25 protein-coding genes are annotated in these 24208 nt (G+C 67.4%); 8 read left to right on the top strand and 17 right to left on the bottom strand.

Annotated features, from left to right (window positions below):
* Nucleotides 1-25 precede the first annotated feature (25 nt).
* A complete protein-coding gene (locus NCG93_RS06455) occupies nucleotides 26-388 on the bottom strand; it encodes a nuclear transport factor 2 family protein (RefSeq protein WP_194414759.1) in 363 nt (120 codons plus the stop codon).
* A gap of 87 nt (nucleotides 389-475) precedes the next feature.
* On the opposite strand from NCG93_RS06455, the gene NCG93_RS06450 reads away from it, so the two are divergent.
* Together NCG93_RS06450 and NCG93_RS06445 are read left to right on the top strand one after the other, a co-directional pair.
* On the top strand, nucleotides 476-1093 hold the full coding sequence (locus NCG93_RS06450; protein ID WP_194414760.1) for a TetR/AcrR family transcriptional regulator: 618 nt from the start codon (nucleotides 476-478) through the stop codon (nucleotides 1091-1093).
* 242 nt (nucleotides 1094-1335) lie between these two features.
* A complete protein-coding gene (locus NCG93_RS06445; protein WP_194414761.1) occupies nucleotides 1336-1569 on the top strand; it encodes a hypothetical protein in 234 nt (77 codons plus the stop codon).
* A gap of 212 nt (nucleotides 1570-1781) precedes the next feature.
* Here NCG93_RS06445 and NCG93_RS06440 read toward each other — a convergent pair whose 3' ends face one another.
* From NCG93_RS06440 to NCG93_RS06420, 5 genes are read right to left on the bottom strand one after another with little or no spacing between them, the layout of a single operon-like run.
* Nucleotides 1782-2990, bottom strand: coding sequence for an MBL fold metallo-hydrolase (locus NCG93_RS06440; RefSeq protein WP_206687647.1), 1209 nt, complete (start codon nucleotides 2988-2990; stop codon nucleotides 1782-1784).
* A gap of 25 nt (nucleotides 2991-3015) precedes the next feature.
* Nucleotides 3016-3792 carry an enoyl-CoA hydratase-related protein gene (locus NCG93_RS06435; RefSeq protein ID WP_194414762.1) on the bottom strand — a complete coding sequence of 259 codons (777 nt, stop codon included), beginning with the start codon at nucleotides 3790-3792 and terminating at the stop codon, nucleotides 3016-3018.
* Entirely contained in the window at nucleotides 3789-4472 is a 684-nt protein-coding gene (locus NCG93_RS06430; RefSeq protein WP_194414763.1) for a 3-oxoacid CoA-transferase subunit B, read from the bottom strand. Before NCG93_RS06430 ends, NCG93_RS06435 begins: the two co-directional genes overlap by 4 nt.
* Nucleotides 4469-5245, bottom strand: coding sequence for a 3-oxoacid CoA-transferase subunit A (locus NCG93_RS06425; RefSeq protein WP_194414764.1), 777 nt, complete (start codon nucleotides 5243-5245; stop codon nucleotides 4469-4471). The genes NCG93_RS06430 and NCG93_RS06425 overlap by 4 nt, the downstream gene beginning before the upstream one ends.
* A complete protein-coding gene (locus NCG93_RS06420; RefSeq protein WP_206687648.1) occupies nucleotides 5242-6195 on the bottom strand; it encodes a fumarylacetoacetate hydrolase family protein in 954 nt (317 codons plus the stop codon). The genes NCG93_RS06425 and NCG93_RS06420 overlap by 4 nt, the downstream gene beginning before the upstream one ends.
* A 113-nt stretch (nucleotides 6196-6308) precedes the next feature.
* Between NCG93_RS06420 and NCG93_RS06415 the strand changes: the two genes are divergently transcribed.
* Both NCG93_RS06415 and NCG93_RS06410 read left to right on the top strand, forming a co-directional pair.
* The gene (locus tag NCG93_RS06415) at nucleotides 6309-7331 is read left to right on the top strand and encodes an amidohydrolase family protein (RefSeq protein WP_206687649.1); all 1023 of its coding nucleotides are present in this window, start codon (nucleotides 6309-6311) and stop codon (nucleotides 7329-7331) included.
* Complete coding sequence (locus NCG93_RS06410) at nucleotides 7328-8317, top strand: cyclase family protein (RefSeq protein WP_194414766.1); 990 nt, start codon at nucleotides 7328-7330, stop codon at nucleotides 8315-8317. Before NCG93_RS06415 ends, NCG93_RS06410 begins: the two co-directional genes overlap by 4 nt.
* Here the strand turns inward: NCG93_RS06410 and NCG93_RS06405 are convergent.
* From NCG93_RS06405 to NCG93_RS06385, 5 genes are all read right to left on the bottom strand, one after another.
* Nucleotides 8310-8927, bottom strand: coding sequence for a TetR/AcrR family transcriptional regulator (locus NCG93_RS06405; RefSeq protein WP_194414767.1), 618 nt, complete (start codon nucleotides 8925-8927; stop codon nucleotides 8310-8312). The genes NCG93_RS06410 and NCG93_RS06405 overlap by 8 nt on opposite strands.
* Nucleotides 8928-8997: 70 nt before the next feature.
* Nucleotides 8998-9741 carry an enoyl-CoA hydratase/isomerase family protein gene (locus NCG93_RS06400; protein ID WP_194414768.1) on the bottom strand — a complete coding sequence of 248 codons (744 nt, stop codon included), beginning with the start codon at nucleotides 9739-9741 and terminating at the stop codon, nucleotides 8998-9000.
* Nucleotides 9738-10211, bottom strand: a complete 474-nt coding sequence (locus NCG93_RS06395) for a nuclear transport factor 2 family protein (protein ID WP_194414769.1) — start codon at nucleotides 10209-10211, stop codon at nucleotides 9738-9740. The genes NCG93_RS06400 and NCG93_RS06395 overlap by 4 nt, the downstream gene beginning before the upstream one ends.
* Nucleotides 10208-11638 (bottom strand): aldehyde dehydrogenase family protein, encoded by a 1431-nt coding sequence (locus NCG93_RS06390; RefSeq protein ID WP_194414770.1) that lies wholly within the window; start codon nucleotides 11636-11638, stop codon nucleotides 10208-10210. Before NCG93_RS06390 ends, NCG93_RS06395 begins: the two co-directional genes overlap by 4 nt.
* Nucleotides 11628-12689, bottom strand: a complete 1062-nt coding sequence (locus NCG93_RS06385; RefSeq protein ID WP_194414771.1) for a 3-hydroxyacyl-CoA dehydrogenase family protein — start codon at nucleotides 12687-12689, stop codon at nucleotides 11628-11630. Before NCG93_RS06385 ends, NCG93_RS06390 begins: the two co-directional genes overlap by 11 nt.
* A 77-nt stretch (nucleotides 12690-12766) precedes the next feature.
* On the opposite strand from NCG93_RS06385, the gene NCG93_RS06380 reads away from it, so the two are divergent.
* Complete coding sequence (locus tag NCG93_RS06380; protein ID WP_194414772.1) at nucleotides 12767-13288, top strand: carboxymuconolactone decarboxylase family protein; 522 nt, start codon at nucleotides 12767-12769, stop codon at nucleotides 13286-13288.
* A gap of 174 nt (nucleotides 13289-13462) precedes the next feature.
* Here NCG93_RS06380 and NCG93_RS06375 read toward each other — a convergent pair whose 3' ends face one another.
* The 6 genes from NCG93_RS06375 to NCG93_RS06350 form a co-directional block, all read right to left on the bottom strand.
* Nucleotides 13463-14452 carry a C-terminal binding protein gene (locus NCG93_RS06375; protein ID WP_194414773.1) on the bottom strand — a complete coding sequence of 330 codons (990 nt, stop codon included), beginning with the start codon at nucleotides 14450-14452 and terminating at the stop codon, nucleotides 13463-13465.
* A 1-nt stretch (nucleotide 14453) separates the two neighbouring features.
* Complete coding sequence (gene eno, locus NCG93_RS06370) at nucleotides 14454-15737, bottom strand: phosphopyruvate hydratase (RefSeq protein WP_425563544.1); 1284 nt, start codon at nucleotides 15735-15737, stop codon at nucleotides 14454-14456.
* Nucleotides 15730-16746, bottom strand: a complete 1017-nt coding sequence (locus NCG93_RS06365; protein ID WP_194414774.1) for a phosphotransferase family protein — start codon at nucleotides 16744-16746, stop codon at nucleotides 15730-15732. The genes eno and NCG93_RS06365 overlap by 8 nt, the downstream gene beginning before the upstream one ends.
* 120 nt (nucleotides 16747-16866) lie before the next feature.
* Entirely contained in the window at nucleotides 16867-18000 is a 1134-nt protein-coding gene (locus NCG93_RS06360) for an FAD-dependent monooxygenase (RefSeq protein ID WP_194414775.1), read from the bottom strand.
* A gap of 56 nt (nucleotides 18001-18056) precedes the next feature.
* Nucleotides 18057-19094 (bottom strand): VOC family protein, encoded by a 1038-nt coding sequence (locus tag NCG93_RS06355; RefSeq protein ID WP_194414776.1) that lies wholly within the window; start codon nucleotides 19092-19094, stop codon nucleotides 18057-18059.
* A gap of 34 nt (nucleotides 19095-19128) precedes the next feature.
* Nucleotides 19129-20109 carry a fumarylacetoacetate hydrolase family protein gene (locus NCG93_RS06350; RefSeq protein WP_194414777.1) on the bottom strand — a complete coding sequence of 327 codons (981 nt, stop codon included), beginning with the start codon at nucleotides 20107-20109 and terminating at the stop codon, nucleotides 19129-19131.
* A gap of 125 nt (nucleotides 20110-20234) precedes the next feature.
* Between NCG93_RS06350 and NCG93_RS06345 the strand changes: the two genes are divergently transcribed.
* From NCG93_RS06345 to NCG93_RS06335, 3 genes are all read left to right on the top strand, one after another.
* The gene (locus NCG93_RS06345) at nucleotides 20235-20897 is read left to right on the top strand and encodes a TetR/AcrR family transcriptional regulator (protein ID WP_194414778.1); all 663 of its coding nucleotides are present in this window, start codon (nucleotides 20235-20237) and stop codon (nucleotides 20895-20897) included.
* A 196-nt stretch (nucleotides 20898-21093) separates the two neighbouring features.
* Nucleotides 21094-22359, top strand: a complete 1266-nt coding sequence (locus NCG93_RS06340; protein WP_194414779.1) for an MFS transporter — start codon at nucleotides 21094-21096, stop codon at nucleotides 22357-22359.
* Entirely contained in the window at nucleotides 22356-23909 is a 1554-nt protein-coding gene (locus tag NCG93_RS06335; protein ID WP_194414780.1) for a CocE/NonD family hydrolase, read from the top strand. The genes NCG93_RS06340 and NCG93_RS06335 overlap by 4 nt, the downstream gene beginning before the upstream one ends.
* Nucleotides 23910-24208: the final 299 nt, after the last annotated feature.

Raw genomic sequence — 24208 nt, 5'->3', positions numbered from 1 at the left:
CAGAGGGCGAGCGCCGCGCTCCTGTTCAAGCGGCGGCCGGGCGCAGGCCCGACGTGTCGAACGCAACCATCGAGTCGATCACTCGGCCGTCTCTGAGCAGCATCCGGTCAGTACCCTCCCACGAGATGGGCCTGCCCTGACTTGTGGCCGACGCGCGCCAGCTGATGAAGCAGAGGTCATCGACGGTCGCGTGGTAGGTCACGTCGAGGCGCACGTCAGGAAACCGTTCGACGATCGACCCGACACGCTCCTTCCATGCGTCGATACCGGTCATCGGTTCTGATACTCCCGGGTAGCGCAGCACGATGCGCTCGTCCGCGATGGCGTGAACTGCATCGGGGTCGGGGGCTGCCCAGAAGGCCGCCCACCGTTCGACGAAATCATTCATGAAGGCTCCTTGCGATCGACATACTTGGAGTATGTACTTGGAGTATGTACGTTAGCGATGCGATCCCGCGCCGTCAAGGAGGGCCCAATGATGACCCCGCACAGCCAGAAGGAGCGCTCAGAGGCCACAGCCGCCCGGCTGGTGAACGCCGCAGCGCAGCTGTTCGGCGACGAAGGCTACGCGGCGGTCTCGACCGACGACATCGCCGCATCTGCGGGTATGACCAAGGGCGCGCTCTACCATCACTTCGCGGATAAGTCGGCGCTCTTTCGAGCGGTCTTCGTCCAGGTGCAGCAGCAACTCGTGTCGACGCTGGCGGCCGCAGCCGCCGACGCCGGCAGTGGGTGGGACGGCCTCATCGCCGGCATCGACGCTTTCATTCGAGAGTGCCAGCGCCCGCCGATCGGTCAGATCGTCGTGTTCGACGGCCCTGCCGTCCTCGGCCGTGATCTGGCCAGAGCGGTCGAGGACGAATACGTCGGCGCGCTGCTGACCGATGCCCTTGCCCGATTGCAGGCAGCGGGCCAGGTGCGCGAGGGAGACAGCTCAGTGAGATCCCGGCTCCTCCTCGGAGCATTGTGCGAGGCGGCAGTCGTCATCGCGCGTTCTCCGGAGCCTGTGCAGACGAGGACGGCAGTACGGTCCGAGATCGCCGCCATGCTCGAGGGTCTCCGGGTCCGCCCCGGCGCGATAACTGGCTCGTAGACCGATCTCGCGTCGCTGAGCTCGTCCGCAGGCCCTCCAGCAGCTTCTCGATCGTCGCGATCACGCCGAGGTCGAGGTTCGACGGCGGCGCGTACCGCGCCCGCTCGGCCACGACAGGATCGGTCGTTGGCCATCGCGAACGAGAGGGCCGCGGCATCCATCGGGCCTGGGTGAGCTCGTGACAGACTCTGATGGACTTCGCGTCGATGAGGATGCTCATCCGATCTTGCGAAGGAACGCTCATGATCTCGTTGGCTGCCGCATCCGGTATTGCGCTCGTCGAGCTGGGGCTCGTGCTCACCCCAGGCCCGAACATGATTTACCTCGTCTCACGCAGCATCAGCCAAGGGTGGCGTGCAGGCATGACCTCCTCTCGCGCGTGGATGCGGTGGCAGAGATGGGTCACCGGCACACTCCTCGGCGCAATCGGGATCAAGCTCGCCGTCGACGCACCCACGCCCGCGGTATCGATCTAGCACCACCGAGGGAAGGCAACGATCATCGGGAATCCGTCCGGAGACACCTGGCGGACCGTGTCTCGGCGCGGCCCCTCAGCCCGCGACGCTCCCGCGCCCGTGGTCCAACCATCCATGCTTCTCGGCCGCTCGAGCCATCGACGCCGGGGGTCGCGTGAAAGCCGGGGTCGAGGCTTCCCACCATCCCCGACGAGCCGATGACTCACCACATGTCAGGAACGCCGCTTGCTCACGGGGATCTCCACCAGTTCGCGAGCGACGATCACCTTGCCGCTGTAACCCCTTCGAGCCCGCATCCATCTGCCGTCCGGGTTGTCGGACGGCGCAAGGTGCGTCAACACGAGGTTCTTGGCTCCCGCCCGCTCGCCCACGTCTTTTCCGACCTGCTCGATCGTCGTGTGGGAGGAGATCAGGTGCTGCCGCAACGCTTCACGGATCGGCTCGGGGACGCTCGCTGCGATCTCGTCGACCCACGCGGCGTCGATCACCTCATGCACGAGATAATCGGCGTCCTCAGCGAGCGCAATGAGGTTCTCACTCACCGTCGTGTCGCCCGAGACCACGATCGACCCGTCCGGTGTGTCGAAGCGGTAGGCGAAGGCGGGCGCGGTGGGGCGGTGGTCGACGAGCGTCGCAGTGATCTTCACATCCCCGTCCTCCCAGATGAGGAACGGATCCGTGCGCGGCGGAACACCGTCGGGATCGACCGCCCAGATCGTTGAGATGTCGATATCGTGCAGCTCGAACAGCGACCCTGGGGACGGGGCATTGTTGTCCCGGATCCGGTCGTTGAGGTCCTGCGCGAACGCTTTGGTCAAGTAACCCGTCATCGCCGTAATCCCCGGCGCCGGGTCCTCCGGGGAGATCACTGCGGGCTCGGGACGACTCGGCGGATAGACGCGGGGCAGACTGCCGCGGCTTCCCGGGCCGTACACCCGGATCGCAGGTCCAGTTCGACCGTTGATGTTGGACGGCGAGGTGGCGAACATCGCCGGCCAATCCGCGGTGTGATCCGAATGAAGATGCGTGAAGAAAACACCTGAGACGTGTGCCAGAGAGCTCGGGAGTGTCGGCGAAGCAGCGAGGCCGCTCGCTGCCAGTTGCTGCAGCGAACCGAGACCGAGGTCGACGATGTACACGCGTTCGCCGACGACGACCGCCGTGGATGTGCCGTTGCGGCCGCTTCCCTGATAGATCGGCCCGCCGGCGGTACCGAGCGGCACGATTCGCGTCCGACTGCGCCCTTGGCTCATGGTCGGTGAGGCTGCCGCGGATGCCGGTCGAGCGGCGAGGTACGTCGCGCCTGCGGCGGCCGTGACCCCGAGACCGGTCAGGAAGCCGCGGCGAGTGGAGCCGGGGGCCGAAGCGGGAATGTCGATGCACATGTGGATTCCTCCTTGAATCTGCGTGCGCCCGCGCACGCGGTGGTCTTGCCGATGCAGGGCTTCAGCCGTGGCGGAACGCTGGCGCTCTCTTTTCGCGGAAGGCCCGCATCCCTTCCTTCTGGTCGTGCGTGTCGAAGAGCGCCGCGAACGCGCGGGCCTCCCAGCGCAGGCCTTCGGCAAGCGACCCTTCCATCGCCACATCCAAGGCCTGCTTGGCTGCGTATACCGAGGGCAGCGACTTGGCCGCGATAGCTTCGGCGGTACGCGCCGCTTCGGCCAGCAGGTCGTCGGCGGGCACGACTCGTGACACCAGGCCGATCCGTTCCGCTTCGTGAGCGCTGACGAGTCGGCCGGTGAGCACGAGGTCGGCGGCTTTGTAGTAGCCGACCGCTCGGATGAGTCGTTGCGTTCCGCCCATTCCCGGAATGACGCCGAGATTGATCTCGGGTTGGCCGAAGGTCGCTGTGTCGGCAGCGAGGATGATGTCGCACATCATCGCTACCTCGCAGCCACCCCCGAGTGCATACCCGGCGACGGCGGCGATCACCGGAGTGCGTACGGTGGCGAACCTCGCCCAGCCGCCGAACGGCTCGTCCATCATGAGATCGAGACCGGAGAGCGGCTCCATCTCAGCGATGTCCGCACCTGCCGCGAAGGCCCGCTCGCTCCCGGTGAGGACGATCGCGCCGATTTGCGGATCGGCGTCGAAGGTTGTCGCCGCGTCGACGACCTCGCGCATCACCTGCGCATTGAGGGCGTTGAGCGATTCGGGCCGATCGATCGTGATCCAGCCGACGCGCCCCTGCGTCTCCACTCGGGTGAGTCGCGGTCCTGTCATGAGAGCTGAACCGCCTCGATCTCTGCGAACTCCAGGCCGGTCAGCTCCGACAGCGACGCGACGGTGTTCTCGCCGAACGCCTCGCGCACGGCAAATCCGTCGGGCGTGACATCGAAGATCGCGTGGTCGGTGTAGACACGGGTCACGCACGCGACGCCGGTGAGCGGGTACGTGCACGCTTCGACGAGCTTGGATTCGCCGGTCTTGGTGAGCAGGTCGGTCATGACGTAGACGTTCTTCGCACCGATGGCGAGGTCCATGGCGCCGCCGACGGCGGGGATCGCGCCGGGCGCACCGGTGGACCAGTTCGCCAGGTCACCGCGCTCGGAGACCTGGAAGGCGCCGAGCACGCAGACGTCGAGATGCCCGCCGCGCATCATGCCGAACGAGTCGGCATGGTGGAAGTACGCCGCCCCCGCCAGCGCGGTGACCGGCAGCTTGCCCGCATTGATCAGGTCCGGGTCGACGAGGTCCGGCTCGGGGGCCGGTCCCATGCCGAGCAGCCCGTTCTCGGTATGCAGGATGATCTCGAGCGTCTCCGGCAGGAAGTTCGCCACCAGGGTGGGCGCCCCGATGCCGAGGTTGACGTACGAGCCCTCCGGGATGTCCTGCGCGATGCGGGCCGCGAGCTGCTCGCGGCTGATGCGGGCGGCCTGCGCCTTCGGTTCGCTGACGCTCACTGGTCGACCTTCCTCTTCGTCCCGGTCGCTGAGCCTGTCGAAGCGCTCGCGAGCGGACGACCTTCGATGTCCACTCCGCCGACGAAATCGCCCTCGTTCAGCCACGCACGATCGCCGACGCCGACGATCCGATCGACGAAGATGCCGGGTGTCACGACGCTCTCGGGGTCGAGCGATCCGAGCGGCAGAAGCTCGTCGACCTGCACGATCGTGGTGGTCGCGGCGGCCGCCATGACAGGTCCGAAGTTGCGTGACGTCTTTCGGTAGACGACGTTCCCCCAGCGGTCAGCGCGCCATCCGCTGACAAGGGCATATTCGGCCTTGATCGGATGCTCCAGGACGTACGTGCGGCCGTCGATGACGCGTTCCTCCTTGCCCGCTGCGAGTTCCGTGCCCACACCGGTGGGCGTGAAGAAGGCGCCGATCCCCGCGCCGGCAGCGCGGATCCGCTCGGCGAGGTTGCCCTGCGGCACGAGCTCGAGCTCGAGCTCACCCGCGCGGTACAGGCCGTCGAAGACCCAGGAGTCATGCTGCCGCGGAAACGAACAGATCACCTTGCGTACGCGGCCTCGGGCTAGCAGCGCGGCCAGCCCGGAGTCGCCGCTTCCCGCGTTGTTGTTGACGATGGTCAGGTCCTGCGCGCCTTGTTCGATAAGCGCGTCGATCAACTCGACGGGTTCCCCAGCGCGCCCGAAGCCGCCGATCATGATGGTGGCTCCGTCGCGGATCCCGGCGACGGCGGCTGCGGCATCCGGAACAGACTTGTCGATCATCGACGCACCACGGTCTGATCCACCCGGCCGAACACGGTGTCTCCATTGATCTCGACTCGCATGCTCACACGGTCACCGTCGCGGAGGTAGGGAGTGGAGGCGGAGCCGGTCTGGATGATCTCGATGCCGCGCCGCTCCGCGATGCACGCCGAGCCCGTCTCCGCGTACTTGGTGCTCGACACCGTCCCGCTGCCGATCACCGTTCCCGCCGCCAGGTTGCGCGTCCGGGCGGCGTAGGCGATCAGCTCACCGAAGCTGTAGTCCATCTCCCCCGCCGGCACCTCGCCGAAACGCTCCCCGTTCAATGCGACGGTGAGGGTCGCGGTGATCCGGCCGTCCTGCCAGCACTCGCCCAGCTCGTCCGGGGTGGCCGCGACCGGGGCCATCGTGGTCGCGGGCTTTCCTTCGATGAAGCCGAACTTTCGGCCCATTTCCTCGACCACGATGGCGCGCTGCGACCAGTCGTTGACGAAGGTGACGAGTGCGATGTGCTCCAGGGCCGCGTCGGCGTCGATCCCTGCCGGAGTCTCGCGAAGGACCACCGCGAACTCACCTTCGAAATCCAGGTCGCCGCGCGGGTTCCACAACGTGACGGGCTCGTGCGGAGCGAGGAACTCGTGCGACATCCCCTGATACATCAGCGGCACCGGCGAAACGATCGGGTCCATTCCGAGTGAGCGCGAGAGCAGTGCGCCGTGGTTGAGGAAGGCGGACGCATCGAGCCACTGCCACGTGCGGGGCAACGGAGCGAGCGCGAGGGAGTCGTCGAACGGGATCGTCGAAGGTCCACCGGCCTCGAGCTCAGCGGCGAGCGCTTCGAGATCTGCTCGCACGCGTGGCCACTCCTCCAGCGCAGCGAGCAGAGTCGGGGCGACCGCCTGCGCGCTCGCGGCCCGAATGCCGTCGCGAGCGACCAGATGCAGTGCTCCGTCGCGTGTGCCATTCCGCATCGTTGCGAGTCGCACGGGTGTCCTCTCTTCCTTATCTACCTTACGGACGGTTGATAGCGTCCTCAGAGAACGATAACGTGGCGGCGAAGAGAAACCAAGGGAGGTCTCGGGCCGTGAGAACAATCGACGTGCACGCCCATCTGGGAACCCCCGACGCCGATCGGCTCCTCGCCGGAGAGCCTGGCTTCACCGCCCAGCTCGCCTCCGACGCACGAGCACTGGGCGCCGAATCGGCAGCGTACAACCGGGAGCAGTTCGCGGCACTCGCACGAAGGCTCACCTCGCTGCCCGAACGCCTGGCAGCGATGGATGCGGCGCGCGTCGATGTCCAAGCGGTGAGTGCGACTCCGATCGCGCGGCCGTGGATGCAGCGGTCCCTGGCCGACCGCTACGTCGGCGAGGTGAACACCGCGGTGGCCGACTTCTGCCGCGCGGCGCCCGATCGACTCGTGCCTGTGAGCACGGTCGCGCTCCACCTTCCGGATCTCGCGGCGCGTCAGCTGCGCCAGGCGGTCGAGCTGGGAGCGGTCGGCGTGCAGATCTCGACGACGGCCGCGCCGGGCGTGGAGCTGGACGATCCGTCGCTCTCCCAGTTCTGGGAGACGGCCGTCGAGCTGGACGTGCCCGTGCTCATTCATCCATGGGGGTGCAGCCTCGCCGAGCGCCTCGACGTGGGCTACATGTTCAATCACGTCGGCAACCCGACCGAGACGTCGCTCGCATTGTCGCGGCTCATCTTCGGCGGCGTGCTGGACCGGTTCCCGGATCTGCGGGTCTGGGCAGCGCATGCGGGGGGATGGCTGCCCAGCTACAGCGGCCGCGCCGACCACGCCTGGCATCAGCGGGAGGATGCGCGCACATGTGAGCATCCGCCCAGCTGGTATCTGCGACGGATGTGGTTCGACGCGCTCGTCTACACGGCACCTGCCCTGCGATTCCTCGTCGAAAGTGTCGGCGACGACCACGTCACGCTCGGAAGCGACTACCCGTTCGACATGGGCGTCGACGACCCGATCGACCGGATCGAAGCCGCGCTGAGCGACCGCGCGGCACGCGCCGCAGTCACGTCCGGGAGCGCTCAGGGGCTTTTCGGGCCGCGGCTCATGGAACGAATCACGATGAGGGAGACCCTATGACCGACGTCACCACACCCGCCGTCGCACGCTACGGCAACGACGCCGAGGCGGCGATCGCGTCGGTATCGGCGAGTGTCAGCAACTGGGATCGATGGGGCCCCGACGATGCGCGCGGCACCGTCAACTTCATCGACGCCGACAAGCGCGTCGCGGCGTCATCGCTCGTGATACGCGGCGAGACGTTCTCGCTGTCGCTCCCGTTCGACAACGACGGCCCGCAGAACGGCTGGAAGCGGCGCGTCAACCCCGTGCACACCATGACCAGCACCGGCATGGATACAGCCGAAATCATGGGACTTCCGCACGGGCTCTCGGTGGCCGACGACTGCGTCTTCATGCCGCTGCAATGCTCGACCCAGTGGGATGGGCTCGGCCACGTGTTCGACCACGGCATCGGGTGGAACAACCGCGTGGCTGCCCGCACGGTGACCAGCGAGGGCGACCTCGCGACGGGCATCGAGCATGTCTCGGAGCCGATGGTCAGCCGAGGCGTGCTCCTCGACGTCGGCCGTGTCCTCGCCGGTGGGGAACTGCCGGATGGATACGCCATCACGCCCGCCGATCTCGACGCCACAATCGAGGCCCAGGGCGCCTCATCGGCGGTCGGGCGCGGCGACATCCTGCTCGTGAGGACCGGTCAGCTCACGCGCGTACGCCGCGGCGTCGGTTGGGGGACGTACGCCGGCGGCCCCGCGCCGGGGCTGTCCTTCACGACGGCTGAATGGCTCCACGCGCGCGAGATCGCCGCCGTGGCGACAGACACGTGGGGCGTGGAGGTGCGACCGAACGAGTTCCCGAACTCGATGCAGCCACTGCACCAGGTGCTCCTGCCACATGTGGGACTGCTGCTCGGCGAGATGTGGGACCTCGACCGCCTTGCCGCGGATTGCGCTGCCGACGGCACCTACGAGTTCCTCCTTGCGGCGCAACCGCTGCCGTTCACCGGCGCTGTAGGGTCGCCGGTGAATCCGATCGCAGTCAAGTAGCAGCGATGCCTTCGCTGAGCATGCTCCAGAATGCCGCGGCGACCTGTTCGGCGGTGGCGGTGCCTCCCGGCCGGAACCATTGATACGACCAATTGGCCATTCCGAGGATCGCGAATGTTGCGAACCGGATGTCGAGCGGCTTGAACTCCCCGCCGTCCATTCCGCGCTGGAGCTGCTCGCGCAGGTACCCCTCATACACCGCTCGACGCTCCATGACCCGGGCGCGCTCGGGCTCGGGTATCTCCTTGAAGTGCTCGAAGAAGACCCGCAACGACCCGGGGTGCGTCTCCTGGAGCGAGATGATGTCGGTCATCATCCCGCGGAGCAGTTCGGATGCGGTGGCGGTGCCGGCATTCATCCTCGCCTCGTGCGACGCGATGATGAGCTCGATCATCTCGTCGTGCATCTCGATGAGCAGTCGGTCCTTGCTCGGAAAGTAGTAGTACAGCGACGCCTTCTTGATGCCGACTTCCTCGGCGATCCTGTCCATCGACGTATCGCGGTAGCCCGAGCGGTCGAAGAGATCGGCGGCGACCTCCCGGATCTGGGCACGGCGCGCATCACCCGACATCCGCGACGTGATCGGTCGTCGTTCGGCTGCGGTGCTCACGAATTCTCTCCCCTGATGTGCAGTCACGATATCGCAGGCCGTGCGACGCGCGCCGGAGGTCGTCCTCGACTCAACGGGCGAGGAACGCGGATCGCATGCGGAGATGCGCACCGTCACGTGCAGCGATTCCCTGGCTGACGGCCTCCCGCTCCATCGTCTCGCTCGGGGTGGCGATCTGAGCGAGCCGGAGCACCTCCTTGGTCAGCTGCTGCGCCAGGCGAGGACCGGACGCCAGCTCACCGGCGAGCTCCTGCGCCCGCGTCATCAGCGCCTCGGGGTCGACGATCTCCGCCGCTAGGCCCAGGGCGAGTGCTTCGTCCGCGCTGATGCGGCGTCCCGTGGTGGCCAGTTCGAACGCCCGGAGGTAGCCGACACTGCGCACGAGCTGCCACGACGTCCCCGTGTCGGGAACGAGGCCGACCTTGCCGAAGACGCAGGCGAGTGATGCCCTCTCCGACATCAGCACCACGTCACACGCCAGCGCGATGCCCATCCCCGCCCCGACGGCGGCGCCGTTGACGGCGGCGATGACCGGAACGGATGCGGAGCCGATCGCCTCGGCGATCGGGTTGTACGTGCGCGCGACGGTGTCGTACGCGTCGTCGAGTTCGTGGACCGCGGCCAGATCCTGGCCCGCGCAGAAGGCGCGTCCTGCGCCGGTGATGATGATCGCGCCGACTTCCGGCTCGCTTGCGGCTGATCTGATGGCCTCGGCGAGCGCCAGCCTCGTCGGCTCGTCGAGAGCGTTCATCCGCTCTGGCCGATTGATCGTGACTGTCGCGTGCCCGTCGCCGATGTGGAGGTCGATGCTCATCGCGCTTCCCTGTTCTGCACTGGCTGATGGATCGCGCTGTCGAGGTGGCCGACGGTGGAGTAGCCGCGTTCCGTGTACGGGAACCCGTCGAGTTCCGTCGTGTCGGGTCGCTGCTGGTAGTAGGAGCGGATCTCTGAGATGAGGCCCTCGCGGAACACGAACCACTCCGCCCCTCTCGTGGCCACTGACTGTTCCTTGCCGGAGGGCGTCCAAGACATCGTCCACTCGATCACCGCTTCGTCGACCCCGTCGAGGATGTGGTCGACGACCCAGGTCGCGTGGATCATGCCGGTGACCTTCCGCCAGTACCGCACGAGGTGCTCGGCTCCGGCGACCGGTGCGGAACCGACGTTCGGCGCAAGGAAATAGTGGACGACATCAGGATGCAGCGTCTCGAGCATGAGCGGGATGTCACCGCCGGAGCACCCGTCGTAGTAGCGGCTGATCGATTGGAGGTGGGTGCGGCTCATCGCTGGATCGCTTTCGTCACGGTGAACTCTTCAATGCCGTACTCGCCGAACTCACGTCCGTAACCCGACGACTTCACTCCGCCGAAAGGAGCGACCGGATTGAAGGCCGCGCCGTTGATGTCCACCTGTCCGGTGCGGATGCGCCGCGCGACGGCGAGCGCGCGCTCCGGGTCCCCACTCCACACGCCGCCTGCGAGCCCGTAGGGGCTGTCATTGGCGATGGCCACCGCCTGCTCCTCCGAGTCGAACGGGATGATGGACAGCACCGGGCCGAAGATCTCTTCTTGCCCCAGCGGTGAGGAGTTGTCGACATCGGCGAAGATCGTCGGCGCGACGTAGAACCCCGTCTCGAGGCCGGCAGGCTGCGCCGAGCCCCCGGCGATCAGCCGCGCGATCCCCGCGCCGCGATCGATGTGTGCCCGCACCGATCGCTGCTGCGCCGCCGACACCAACGGGCCCAGCCGCGTGCTCTCCTGGAGGGGATGGCCGAGTCGGAGCCGTTCGACCGACGCGGCGGCGATCTCGATCACACGGTCCTGGAGCGCCCGCGGCACGACGAGCCGTGTCCAGGCGGAGCATGTCTGACCAGAGTTCAGGAACGCGTTTCCGACGCTGGACCGGACGGCACGCTCGAGATCGGCGTCGTCGAGGACGATGCTGGCCGACTTGCCGCCGAGTTCGAGGCTCGTGCGGGTGACGTTCGCCGCCGCGAGGGCGGCGATGTGCGCGCCCACCGAGGTCGAGCCGGTGAAGGAGACGAGATCAACCCTCGGGTCGCTCGCGAGCGGCTCGCCCACCGCGGCGCCGCCGCCGCTCACGAGGTTGAACACGCCTGCCGGCAGACCCGCCGCCTCGATGGCATCGGCCAGGGCGAACGCCGCCAGCGGAGCATCGCTGGCGGGTTTGGCCACCACGGTGCTTCCCGCTGCGAGAGCGCCGCCGACCTTGCCGACGAGCTGATGCAGCGGGTAGTTCCACGGTGTGATCGCCGCGACCACACCGGCGCCCTCCCGTGTCACGACGGAGTTCCCGACGGGGCGATCCCATTCGAACGAGCGCGCAGAATCGGCGAAACCCTGCAAGGTCGCCAAGGGCAGACCGACCTGCACCTTCTTGGAGATGTTGGCGGGAGTCCCGACCTCGAGGCTGATGACCTGGGCGATCTCGTCGAGGCGTGCCGCGAGGCGTTCGCGGACGGCTTCCAGCGCGGACGCCCGCTCGCCGGGATCAGTACGCCGCCACTCGTCGGCGGCTCCCTGCGCCGCGGCCAGCGCACGGTCGACATCGCCCGCGCCGCCTGCCGGCACACTTCCCAGTCGACCGCCACTGGAGGAATCCGTCACCTCCACCGCCGGCGCCGAGACGAGGGGCGCGGTCCACCGGCCGTCGATGAAGAACCGGCCGCGTTCGCGCAGGTCATCGTGCATGAGTGCCTCCGTGGGAGTAGAAGCCCGCGCCGCTCTTGCGGCCGAGACGGCCTTCGGCGACGAGCTGGATGAGCGCCGCGGCGGGCACCAACCGTTCGTCGCCCGGCTCCGCCTCGGCCATCGAGTCGAGTGCCGCGACGGTGACGTCCAGTCCGATGAGATCGAGCAGGGCGAACGGCCCCATGGGAAGGCCGGGCGCGCCCTTCATGGCGGCGTCGATGTCGTCCACCGAACAGCCGTTGTCATGAAGCCGCGCGGCATCGTTCAAGTACGGGATCAGCAGCCGGTTGACGATGAACCCTCGCGCATCAGCACTGAAGACCGGCGACTTGCCGAGCGATCGGACCCAGTCCGCCGCCGTCGCTGCGACGGAATCACTCGCCGGCCCGGGTACCACCTCGACGAGCTTCATCACGGCGGCCGGATTGAAGAAATGGAGCGCCAGCGTGCGTCGCTGCATCGACACGTCCTGCATGACATCGGCCACCCGATACGAGCTCGTGTTCGTCGCGAGGACGGCTGCCGATCCGACCCGCTGGTCGATCTGGGTCAGCACGGAGCGCTTGACGGCGAGGTCTTCGGTGACCGCTTCGATGACGACCTCCGTGTCGTCAGGCAGGGCATCGAGGCCCGTCACGAATCGGATCCGGTCCACGACGAGTGCGGCATCCTGAATCGAAAGGCGTCCACGTCCGACCGAACGGTCGAGGTTGGCGCCGATCGCGGCTCGCGAGCGGTCGAGGGATGCCGCGCCCCGGCCGATCACCGTGACCACCTCACCCGCGCGGGCCACCGCCTCCGCGATACCCGAGGCCATGTGCCCGGTACCCACGACGGCCACGGCCGACCAGGGCGAGTCCGGTCGAGGGGGCGCGTCCGGAACGGCAGAGTGCCGCCCACCGCGCGTCTCGAAGGGGCCCGCCGGGTACCCGGCCCCCAATCGCATCGCCACATCCACGTCGTCCGAGGAGGCTACCCCCTGGTCGACGAGCAGATCTGCGTCGGCGTAGTAGCGCTCGAGCAGTGCGTGTGCGATGTCGGTGCGATTCATTACCCGGCCTCTCTGACGATCAAGATTATCTACCGTCTGGGTGGTAGATTACATCATTCGCACACGAGGGAGCCAGCATGTTCGTGGAACGGCGCAGAAGGATCGAGCCGATCGTCGATCCGTCGCTCGACTCGTACCGGCTCCCGGATGGTCGCCCGCTCGACCTGTTCGGGGTCGTCGCCCACTCTCCGGCGGCGTTTGCTGACCTCAAAGGCGCGACGGCGCGCGTGCTGCACGCGACAGAACTGCCTCCGCGTTTACGGGAACTGCTGATTCTGCGCATCCTGCACAACTACGACGCGGTCGCGGAATGGCAGGTGCATCTGCAGCTCTTTGCCGCTGCCGCGGACATCTCGGCGTCCGACCTCACCGCCGTGCGGTCGAGCCAGAAGATGCTGCCGGGCGTGGAGGGTGCGATGCTCGAGTTGGCAGACGCTGTGAGCGGGCGCGGTGCCGTCGACGACGATCTCTGGCGCCGGATCCATGATGCGGTGGGCACCCGGGGCGCCGTGGAAGCCGTATTCGTGGGCGCGCAGTATGTCAAAGTCGCGCTGATGAACAACGTGCTCCACGTGGAACCGCCGCTCCCGCCCGGCTGAGCGGGGCGGGAGCGGCGGGTTCGGTCGGATCGGCGATGTCAGCCCGCCATGGGGAGCAGAGTCGCCTCCGTGTCAGTGCGCCAGCTGTACGGCCGGGGCAGGCGTGTGGATGTCCGGCCCCATGATGTCGAGCTGCGCCACCTGCTCGCTTCGTCGAGTGCGTTCTGATCGGGTTTACTGCGGGGTGATGCGGAGGAGGTCAGAGGTGAGCACCTCGGGATTGATGATGGATGCCGGGCGCCGGCCGGCAAGCACGGCGAGCGCGTTCGACGTCGCCTTCGTGGCCAGCTCGATGAGGGAACCGTCCGAGGCGAAGGCGACGTGGGGCGTGATGATTGCGGCCGGGCTCGAGCGGAGCCAGTGGTCTGCAGGAAGGGGCTCCGGGTCGGTGACGTCGAGCGCCACCCGCAGCCGGCCACGCTCGAGTTCTGCCCGGAGCGCTTCGGTTTCGACGAGACCACCCCGCCCGACGTTGATCAGCAGTGCGCCGTCCTTCATCATCGCGAGCTCATCCGCGCCGACCAGGTGACGGGTCTCGGCGTTGAGGGGGACGTGGAGGGACACGACATCCGCGAGGCGCAGCAGCTCGTCGCGACCGACCACGCGGGTCACCGACGGAGGCGCCGAACCGGGGTCGGCCGCGAGCGCGCGCGACGAGACGACGACCTCGAGCCCGAAGGCCGCGGCGCGCTCTGCCACCGCGCGGCCGGTGGCGCCGAACCCGACGACCCCGAACACGAGGCCGCGGAGCCGCCGCGATGGGTACGCGGCCGCGGGCGTCCAGCCACCGCTGCGGGTCGCATCGGAGGCTGGAACCAGGTTGCGGAGCGTCGCGAGCGTGAGCGCGAGGGTATGGTCGGCGACCTCCTCGGTGCAGAACTCGGGGACGTTGCTGACCAGGATGCCGAGTTCGGTCGCGTGGTCGACATCGATGTTGTCGACGCCGACCCCGTAACGGGCGACAGTCACACACCGAGGCGCGGCATCGAGAACCTCCGCGGGCACCCGACGAAAGCACGTGAGGATGGCGTCCGCCTGCGGAGCGAGGGTCAGCAGGTGTTCGTCGGAGTCCGCGAGCAGAATCTCATGGCCTGAGGCGTGCGCCAGGTCGGATTCGATCGCCGGACTCGGCCAGGCGATGTCCGTGATCACGATCGTCGCCACGTCAGGAACCCGTCCCGAATGTGGGCCGGGCAAGTTCGATGTCCTCGCCGAGTTCGCGCTCGATCTCGAGCACCCGGTTCCACTTCGCCGTGCGCTCCGAGCGCATCGTGGAGCCGATCTTGAGCTGACCGGTGTTCCATCCGACGGCCAGGTCGGCCAGCCAGTGGTCCTCGGTCTCGCCCGAACGCGCCGAGAGCACTGTGGCGTAGCCGGCGGCATGGGCGATCTCGACGACCTCGCGCGCCTCGCTGAGTGTGCCGATCTGGTTCGGCTTGACGAGCACCGCGTTGGCAACCCCCTCCTCGATGCCTCGGCGAAGCCGGTCGGGTGACGTCACGAAGAGATCGTCGCCGAGCAGCTGGATGGCGTCGAGGCGCTGCGTCGCTGTACGCCAGCCCACCCAGTCGTCTTCGGCGAGCGCGTCCTCGATCGAGACGATGGGGAAGTCGGTCGACCAGGCAACGAGTTCCTCGACGAGCTCGTCGGCGCGCATCCGGCGATTCTCCGTCTCCCAGATGTAGGTGCCTTCGGTCGGAAAGTGGAACTGCGTCGCGGCCACGTCGATGGCGACGGCGATGTCGTCGCCTGGCGCGAGACCGGCGCGTTCGAAGGCGTCCGAGAGCACCTCCAGTGCCTCGCGGTTCGATGACAATTGGGGTCCATAGCCACCCTCGTCTGCCACGAGCGCCCATGTCGCACCTCGGTCGCGCAGCACCTCCCCCGTCGCGGCGCGGACGCGGGCGACGGTCTCGATCGCTTCGGCGAACGTCGCGGCACCCACGGGGACGACCAGGAAGTCTTGGATGTCGAGCGCACGGGCCGCGTGCGCGCCGCCGGAGATGATGTTGATCATCGGCATCGGGAGCGTGCGAAGCCCCTCGCTGACTGCGGCGTAGAGCGGGAGGCCGCGGGAGGCCGCGGCTGCCTGCGCAGCGGCGACCGAGACCGCGAGGATCGCGTTGGCGCCGAGCCGTCCGCCGTCAACCGTGCCGTCGGCCTCCCGGAGCGCGCGGTCGACCGCACCCTGGTCCGTGACGTCGATCCCCCGCACCGCCTCGAACAGCTCACCTTCGGCGTTGGCGACGGCTCGCCGCACGCCGTACCCGCCGTAGCGCGCGCCGCCGTCGCGCAGTTCCCGCGCCTCATGGGAGCCGGTCGAGGCGCCCGAGGGCACGATCGCACGGCCGCGGGCACCTCCCCGCGTTACGACGGTGCAGCCCACGGTGGGGCGGCCTCGCGAGTCCAGAGCCTCGAAGGCGGTGATCATCTCGATCGGGTCAGACACTCGTCATCCTCCAGAGTTCAGCGAGTCCGTCGGGGGCCTCGCGCAGCACATCGAGGGCCAGCGCGCGAGCTTCGTCGCGTTGTGCCGTCGAGAAGTAGTCCACCGGCGACTTGCCGTCGACCCGCGCGAGCACGAGCGCTCCCGCGTGGGCGAGCAGGTAGCGATGGTCGAGGTCGCGGAAGGCGGTCCTCGTTCGGTCGGAGTAGCTCTGTACGAAGTTCTCCGCCGTGGTCATCAGTTCGTGCCGACGATCGGGTCGGACGATGATCTTGCAGATCAGGTGATGCAACAGGAACGCCACGTCGAACACCGGGTCCCCGGTGTGGGCGACCTCCCAGTCGATCACCCAGAGGCCGCCGCCGTCGGCCGGCTGAGCAAGAACGTTCTTGGGAGAGAAATCGCCGTGCACGAGAGCCACACGAGTGCCCGCCATCCGTTCGACGAGCGTCGCGATGACGGGCGCGGCCTCGGGGTTGCGCTCTGCGGCGACGGTGTAGAACGGCTTCACGCGCAGTTGCCCGAAAGCCTCCTGATCGTTGAACTCCGCGAGCACGTCGGCATCCGATGCCGAGGCCACGTGCCACCCGGCGAGGAGGGCGCCCAGCCGGGTGCCGACATCCGGCCGCACGTCACCGGCCAGCAGCTGCTGCTTCCAGTCCCCATAGCCGTCGGGTGCGAGCTCGATGACGAGCACATTGTTCTCGCGGTCCACCGTGACCACGCCGGGTACGGCATCCGGCGCCACACCGTGGGCCCACCGCAGCGCCGCGGCCTCGGTGTAGGAACGCTCCGCCGACGCTTCCCACACCTCCGCGACGCGCAAGCGCGGCAGCGCCCGCTTCACCACGAATGCGCTCTGTGCCGTCCGCACCATGAGAACGTCGTTCGACACCCCGCCCGCCAGCGGTTCGACCGTGGGCGGCTCGGCCCCCAGCAGTCCGGCCCGCCGCAGAGCGGACAGCGCGAGGTCGCGGAGCTCGTCTCCCGCTCGTGCCTCTGCCGTCATCATCTTCGTCTCCTCGCCGTCGTCAAAGGATGGGTGCGCGGGGCCGCCGGTCGCCGCGGCGCGTCCCCGCGAATCGTCGAGATCGCCGCACTCATGAGGCCGCCTGCAGCGTGCGACCCATGGCTAGGCCGGTACCGCCATCTTCTGCGCCACCGCGAACATGAGGCCACCGACGTCGGCGTGCTGGTCGCCGTCGATCTGCCACTGCCCGACCTGCACCGAGGCCTCGACCACTGCGGCCGCACGCGGCAGACGACGGGCGTGGAACTCATCCCACAACGCCTGGCCCAGCTCGTCGTGGGACTCGAGGAGTTCGGTGAGGACGAGTGCGTCCTCGAGGGCTTGTGCCGCACCCTGCGCGATCGTCGGGGGGCAGCTGTGTGCTGCATCCCCGATGATCACGACACGGCCTCGGTTCCAGGCATCCGGGACGAGGTGCGACGTGAACCACGTGTAATTCACCTGCGGCGACGTGAGCAGATCCGCCCGGATCGAATTCCACGGCCCGTCGTACGCGAGGGATGTCTCATACATGAGACGTGCGTGCTCCTCGTCTGAGAGGGCCGAGCGATCGTGGGCCGGCTCGACGAGGAACGCGTACATCGCGTCCTCGCTTGTCGGCGTGTAGCCGGCGATGTAGACCGGGCCGCCGTAGAACGCCTCCGAAGACACGACCTCGGAAGGACGCGATACGAATGCCCGCCACGCACCCATCCCTGTCCGCTGGGGTCCGACATCGATGCCGATCAGTTCGCGCACCGTCGAGTGGAGCCCGTCGGCACCGATGAGCAGATCGAAGTCTCCCACCGGCTCGCCGTTCACGACGAGCTCGACGCGCTCTCCCTCTTGCGCGAGACCGGTGATCTCCGCGTCGAAGCGAAAGGTCACACCCTGCGCCATGGCGGCCGCGTGCAGGATGCCGGTCAGATCCGGCCGATACATCCCCAACGAAGCCGGATAGTCCGGGCCTCCGGTCTTCGCTTCGGGAAGGGACATGACGACCGGTGCGCCGGGCCCCGGCGCCCTGATGACAAGACCCTCGGCCGGATATCCCTTCTCGAGCACCTGGGTCCACACTCCGACCTCGTCCAGGGCTCGCAGGGCGTTGCCTTGCAACGTGATACCGGAGCCCAGTGCAGTCAGTTCGGGCTTCTTCTCGAAAACATGCACATCGACGCCGAGCTTGGCGAGCTGTATCGCTGCCGCCATTGCGGCGACGCCACAGCCGGCGATCGCCACCTTCTTCACCGCAGCCATTGCGGTCTCCCTTCTCTGAGATCCTCATCGATCTCACGTTGAACTTTGCGGCAGGATCAGACGCCTTGAGGCGTCTGGTGGAAGAAGTCCCCGAGAGCTTCGTCGTTGACTGCTGCCTGTTCCTTCTCGGCGGCTTCCTTGGGCGGCAGCGGCCAGGCCTCGTAGAACGACTCGGGCATGGTTACGTTGCGATAGATCGACTGACCGGGGTTGCCGCCGGCTGCCTGGTAGGTCTTGGGCTCCCAGTCGGGCATGCTGTTGACCCAGCCGCCCGAGTTGACCTCCATACGGAAGCCGCCCGGCTCGCGGAGGTAGAGGTAGGTGATCTCATCGATGCCGTGCACGCCGGGGCCGAGCTCGATCGGGGTGCCGTGTGAGACGGCGATCTCGGCCATGCGCTCGACGTCGACGCGCTGGTCGACGCGGAACGCGATGTGGTGGCCGCGACCGGTCATGCCGCTGAAGTCGGGGACGAGCGCGATGTCATGGGTTGAGCGGATGCCGTTGCAGGTGAGGGTCGAGAACACCGAGAACCCCGGCTCGACCTCGGTCGCGGCGGTGTGGCGCGCGCCGAGCTTCTTGTAGAACTCGATGTCACCCCCCATGTTCGCGCTGGGCATCGTGACGTGGTCGAGGTAGCGGACGGCGGATCCGCCGTTGGTCGGGATCTTCTGCGGACGGTTGGGGACCGCGTGGTCCTTCTTGTCTTCGGGCGCCTCATACAGATCGACATCCCAGAACACCTCGTGCAGGTGGCGACCGAACGCCGATCGGTACTGGTAGGTGCGGCCGTGGCCGGTCCAGTCGTCGACCCAGCCGACGTGCTCTTCGCTATCCTGCAGGCGCTTGGCGATCGTCTCGGGGTCTTCTGCCCCATAGGTGCGCCAGCCGATGCGGCCGATACCGGACTCTTTGGCCTCGGTGACGATCAGGCTGGAATGCAGCCACTCCGCCCAGCCGCGCAGGTAGACGGACTGACCCTCGCGCGTGGTCTCTTCGAGACCGAAGATCTCCTTCATCCACGCGACGGTCTCCTCGGGCTTCGGGCTGAACAGCTCGACGTGCGCGAGCTGCGAGAGCAGGATCTCTGACATTTTCTGGTGACTCCTTCGTCGATGATGGGGGGTCTTACTGGGGCGGTGCGACGCATCGCGTGACTTGAGTGCCGAGGCCCGTGATGCTCGCTTCCATGACGTCACCGGGCCGGAGCCAGCGGTTGCCGTGCTTGCCGGCGTTGCCGGCCGGTGACCCGGTCAGGATCATGTCGCCGGCCGACAGGCGCGCCGAGTGCGAGGCGTAGCTGACGCACTTCTCGACGCCGTGGATGATGTCGGCGACCAGTTCGTCCTGCATCGTCTCGCCATTGACCTTCAGCGTGATCCTCAGTCGGCGATAGTCCGAGACGAACCGAGACGGCAGGATGACCGGACCTGTCGGGAAGTAGGTCGGACGGTTCTTCGACGTGACGAAGTCGGTCAACGGCACGTTCGAACGCGACATCACGTCTCGCACCGTGATGTCGTTGCTCATCACGTAGCCCGCGATGTTGTCGAACGACTCTTCGGGCGAGATCCGATGCGCCGCCGTCTTGAGGATGACGCCGAGTTCCAGCTCCCAGTCGTGCTGTTCGCCGGGCGTCCAGAGGATGACGTCGTCGTGGGCGCCGGAGACGGCGGAGGGCAGCCCGACGAACATGAACGGGTCAGTCTGCGCCTGTCGCTCAACAGTCTCCAGCGCAAAGGCGTGCAGCTCCTCGTCACTGCGCGGGTCACCCGCATTGCGGAGCGTGCTCTGCACGATCTGCTCCACGTGTACGCGGTAGTTCGCGCCCGCGCACAGGATCTGACCCGCCGGCTGCACCGGGGGGAGCACTTCCAGCGCTTCGAGCGAAATCCCGCTTGTGAGCGACGGGGCAACCTCGATGAGCGTGTCGATCGCGGCGTCCCAGTCCTGCAGGAGGCTGCGGATCGTGGCGTCGCGCCCAAGGACCGGGCGGGTGTCGTGGACGACACCGTCGCGCAGCATCCCGACGAACGTCTGGCCGGAAGCGGCGAAGGTCCCGAGACCGAACGCTTCGGGGGCGACCGCGGTGGTCACGTTGGGGGTCACTGCTTCCTCGTTCCTCTTTGAACTAGAACACGAACCTGCGTTCTAGTTAGATTGTTCGCATCTATCCCACCGCTGTCAAGCACGAATCTGACAGGCACCTCGAGGGCACCCTTACGATGAAACCGATGTCTGATACCGACTCGCAGATCCGCCAACCGCTGCAAAGGCGCAGCCAGGAGGCGTTCGCGCGCGTGCTCCAGGCAGGTCGGGAGATCCTCGAAGAGGAGGGCCTCTCCGGCTTCACCGTCCAGGCGGTGAGCAAGCGTGCCGGCGTCTCCGTCGGATCGATCTACCTGCGCGCCCCGAGCCGCGAAGCGCTGCTCCTCGCGATCCACGCTCAGGAGATGGATCGGATGGACCGCGAGGAAGTGTGGCTCGCTCCGACGTCCGTGCCTCCCGGCGGAGCCCGCGAACATATCGAGCGGGTCGTCACGAAGACCTCCGCGCAGATGCTCGCCAACGCCGGCATCCTCCGGGCTTTCATGCGCCGCGGCCCGGAAGACCCGGAGATCTTCGTTCGCGGTCGCGCCGGCTCGCAGCGTGTGGCCGAGCAGTTCGAGGCCGCGCTGCTCGTGTGCCGAGACGACTTCCGGCATCCCGATCCTGAGACGGCCGCCGACTTCGCGTTCCGGATGCTCTACTCGATGACGGCTCGCCGCATCACTCACGGGTCCGACTTCGAATCGACCCGCCCGCTCAGCGATGAGGTCTTCCTCGCAGAACTCGCCCGTGCCATTGCGGATTACCTCCTGGGCCCCCTGAACGCGGCCTCTACTGCTCAGCGATAGGAGCACTCGCTCGACGGCAGGTGCGCTGATCGCACGAGGTGGTCAGACGCCGTGTTCGACAGCGCGGAATTCACGAGAGCCGCGGACCTTGGCCGCAACGCGTGACCATGTCGCGCGCAAGGGGGAATGCTTGCTGCTCTACCGTCTGGATGGTAGATTGCCGCCACATCGCACCGCTGCATGTTCAAGGAGAGTTATGTCCGTCACCGCCGCCGGGCCTCTTGCCAAGCAGGAGTTCCGCACCTGGCTTCCCGCCCTCATCTTCTCGACCGTGGGCGTCGCCTTCGGCTACACCGCGCTCGCATACTTCGTCGGCCCTCTTGTGATCCCGCTCGGCGAAGAGTTCGGATGGAACCGAGGCGATGTCACGCAGACGACGCTGTGGAGTGCCGTGGCGCTCGCAGTGATGCTGCCGTTCACGGGCTCCTTCGCCGACCGGCGCGGCACGCGGCTCGTGTTCATCATCGCGATCCCGATCTTCGCGGCGGTGACCTTTTCGCTCGCGTTCTTCGACGGCCCCCTGTGGCTGTTCCTGTCGACTTATGCGGTCCTCGGCGTCGTGGGCACGGGAACATCCGCCGTCATGTACGCGAAGGTGGTCGCCACCGCGTTCGACAAGGCCCGCGGCTTGGCACTCGGGATCGTGTCGGCAGGCCTCGGTTCGGTCGCGATCTTCTTCCCCGTGCTCATGGGATGGGCCATCCAGACGTGGGGCTGGCGATCGACCTACGTCATCATGACCATCTGTGCGCTGATCCCGCTCGTCCTGGTCTTCTTCGTGAAGCTTCCCGACGACCGGAAGGTGCGCGCCGCGTCCGCTGCACCTCTGCCTGGAATCAGCCCCCGCGAGGCTCTCCGCGGTCGCGCCTTCTGGACACTGCTCGTCATCTTCCTTCTCGTCGGTTTCGCCCTGGTGAGCATGGTGCCTCACTTCGTCCCTCTGCTCATCGATACAGGGGTGGACCCGCTCCAGGCGGCAGCGCTGTCGTCGCTCGTCGGCATCGGCACGGTCATCGCCAGGCCGGTCATCGGCTGGTTCCTCGATCGCTATGACGCAATCAAGGTCGGCGCGCCGCTGTTCCTTCTCGCTGCGGTGGGACTACTCCTGCTCCAATTCGGCGGCGCTGGCTTCGCTCCCGTGACAGCGCTCCTTGTCGGCATCGGGTTCGGTGCCGAGGTCGACCTGGCGTCATACCTCAGTTCGCGCTACCTCGGCCCACGCGCCTACGGTCGCCTCTACGGCATCATCTACGGCGCTTTCTCGATCGGTGCCGGCCTCGGGCCTGTTGTCGCGGGATACATCTTCGCCGCTCAGGGCAGCTACGCCACGGCCCTCATCCTCTCCGCGTCCCTCATCGTCGTCGGCGTGATTCTGCTTCTTACACTTCCCCGAACGCCCCGCGTCGATCCGGGTGTAGAGGCTCCCCTGGTCGAGGCCGACGATCCGATTGCGGCGAAATGATCATCGAGCGCGACGTGGCGCTGCGCGGCACGCAGGGCGAGTTGATCCTCGTCGACGTGTTCCGACCGGACGCCGGTGGCGAGGTCCCTGTCATCGTCACGATGAGTCCGTACGGCAAGGATGTCCCCTGGCAGGACCGGTTCCCGCTCTACGAGCAGACTGATCCCGGCGATGAAGCGGTGTGGGAGACGCCTTTCCCAGCCTGGTGGGTGGAGCGCGGGTACGCCGTGGTCCGCGCTGACTCCCCCGGCACGGGCAAATCGCCGGGTACCGCCGATCTTCTCGGCCCGAGCGAAGTGCAGGCGTACGTCGACGTCATCGAGTGGGCCGGCACTCGTCCGTGGTCCAACGGCAAGGTCGGTGCTCTTGGCATCTCATGGCTCGCGATGCTGCAGTGGCACGCGGCCGCGCGGCGACCCCCGCACCTGGCTGCGATCATTCCGTGGGAGGGCTCGTCCGACGTATACCGAGAGTTCCTCCGCCATGGCGGCATCCTCTCCAATGCGTTCGTCGACTTCTGGTGGCGCAAGCAGATCGAGCCGCAGCTACCCTCCCCGGGCGGGCCGATCGCACTGTTGGAGGAGGCGCGTGCGAGAGAGAATCTCGACGACTGGTACGAGGAACGGTCCCCTGACCTGGAACGGATCGAGCTGCCCATCCTTGCATCCGGCAACTGGGGCTCGCTCGTCCTGCACCAGCGCGGCATTCTCGAGGGCATCGGACGTGCAGCGTCAGTGGTCAAGCAGCTGGTCATAACGTCCGGCACTCACATCGGGCCCTTCTACGAGGATTGGGCCAAAGAGCGTCAGGAGAGGTTTCTCGACCGCTGGCTCAAGGGCATCGACAACGGTGCCGAACACGACCCGCCCGTACGCCTGGCGATCCGCGACCGGGACGCGTTCTTCTGGCGCGACGAGGACGAATGGCCGCTCGCTCGTACACGATGGACTCCACTCCACCTCGACGTGGCCGCCCGCGGCCTTGTCGAGGACGCGCCGCAAACTGCCGACTCACTCGACTTCCCGAGCGATGGACGCGTCGCCTTCCGCTACACCCCTGCGTCCGAGACCGAGCTGACCGGCCCCGCCAGCCTGCGCCTGTGGGTGTCGTCGACCGCTCACGACGTCGATGTGTTCGTACACGTGCACCTCGAGGCACCCGACGGGCACCGCTACTCAGGGATCGGGCCGCAGGGTTCCCCGATCCCGTTGGCGATGGGCTGGCTGCGCGCCTCCCACCGCGAGCGTGACGAGCAGCGCTCCGAGCCTTTTCGACCGGTGCACCGTCATCGCCGCCTGCTGCCGCTCGTTCCGGGTGAGCCGGTGTGCCTCGATATCGAGATCTGGCCGACGAGCATCGTGATCCCGGAGGGCCATGCACTCGTGGTGGAGATCCGCGGCAGCGACGACGATCTCGGCGTCTTCGCGCACAACGATCCGCACGATCGCGATCCGCGACGTTTCTCGGGGATCACGACCATCCACACGGGCGGTTCGTTCGACTCGCACCTGCTCGCGCCGGTAGTGCCTCCGCGCGACGGGGAAACCTGACGAGGGCGCGCATCTGGCCCACCCGACGATCCTCGTACGGGCAGCTGTCGGCCACCTCGAACTGATGGGACCGCTCGGGTTTGAGCGCAACGCATCCTGTCTCCGGTGGGGCTCAACCCCACCGGCAGTCCGTTCCTACGCGCCAGCGCGCGTACCGGAGTCCGGAACCTCCCGAGTCGGGAGTTATTGCCAGACTGTTGCCACGGAACCGCGGAATCACGTGGATCCAGACAAAGTGCACAGTCGATCGCGAAGCGCCTGCGGATGATGCTCAACGGCGGGTCGAGGCTCACGCCGAA

Origin of the sequence: Microbacterium yannicii, from assembly GCF_024055635.1 — a bacterium.
GTDB lineage: Bacteria > Actinomycetota > Actinomycetes > Actinomycetales > Microbacteriaceae > Microbacterium > Microbacterium yannicii.
The sequence above is the reverse complement of the archived record's forward strand: the minus strand, read 5'-3'. Positions and strand labels throughout refer to the sequence as shown.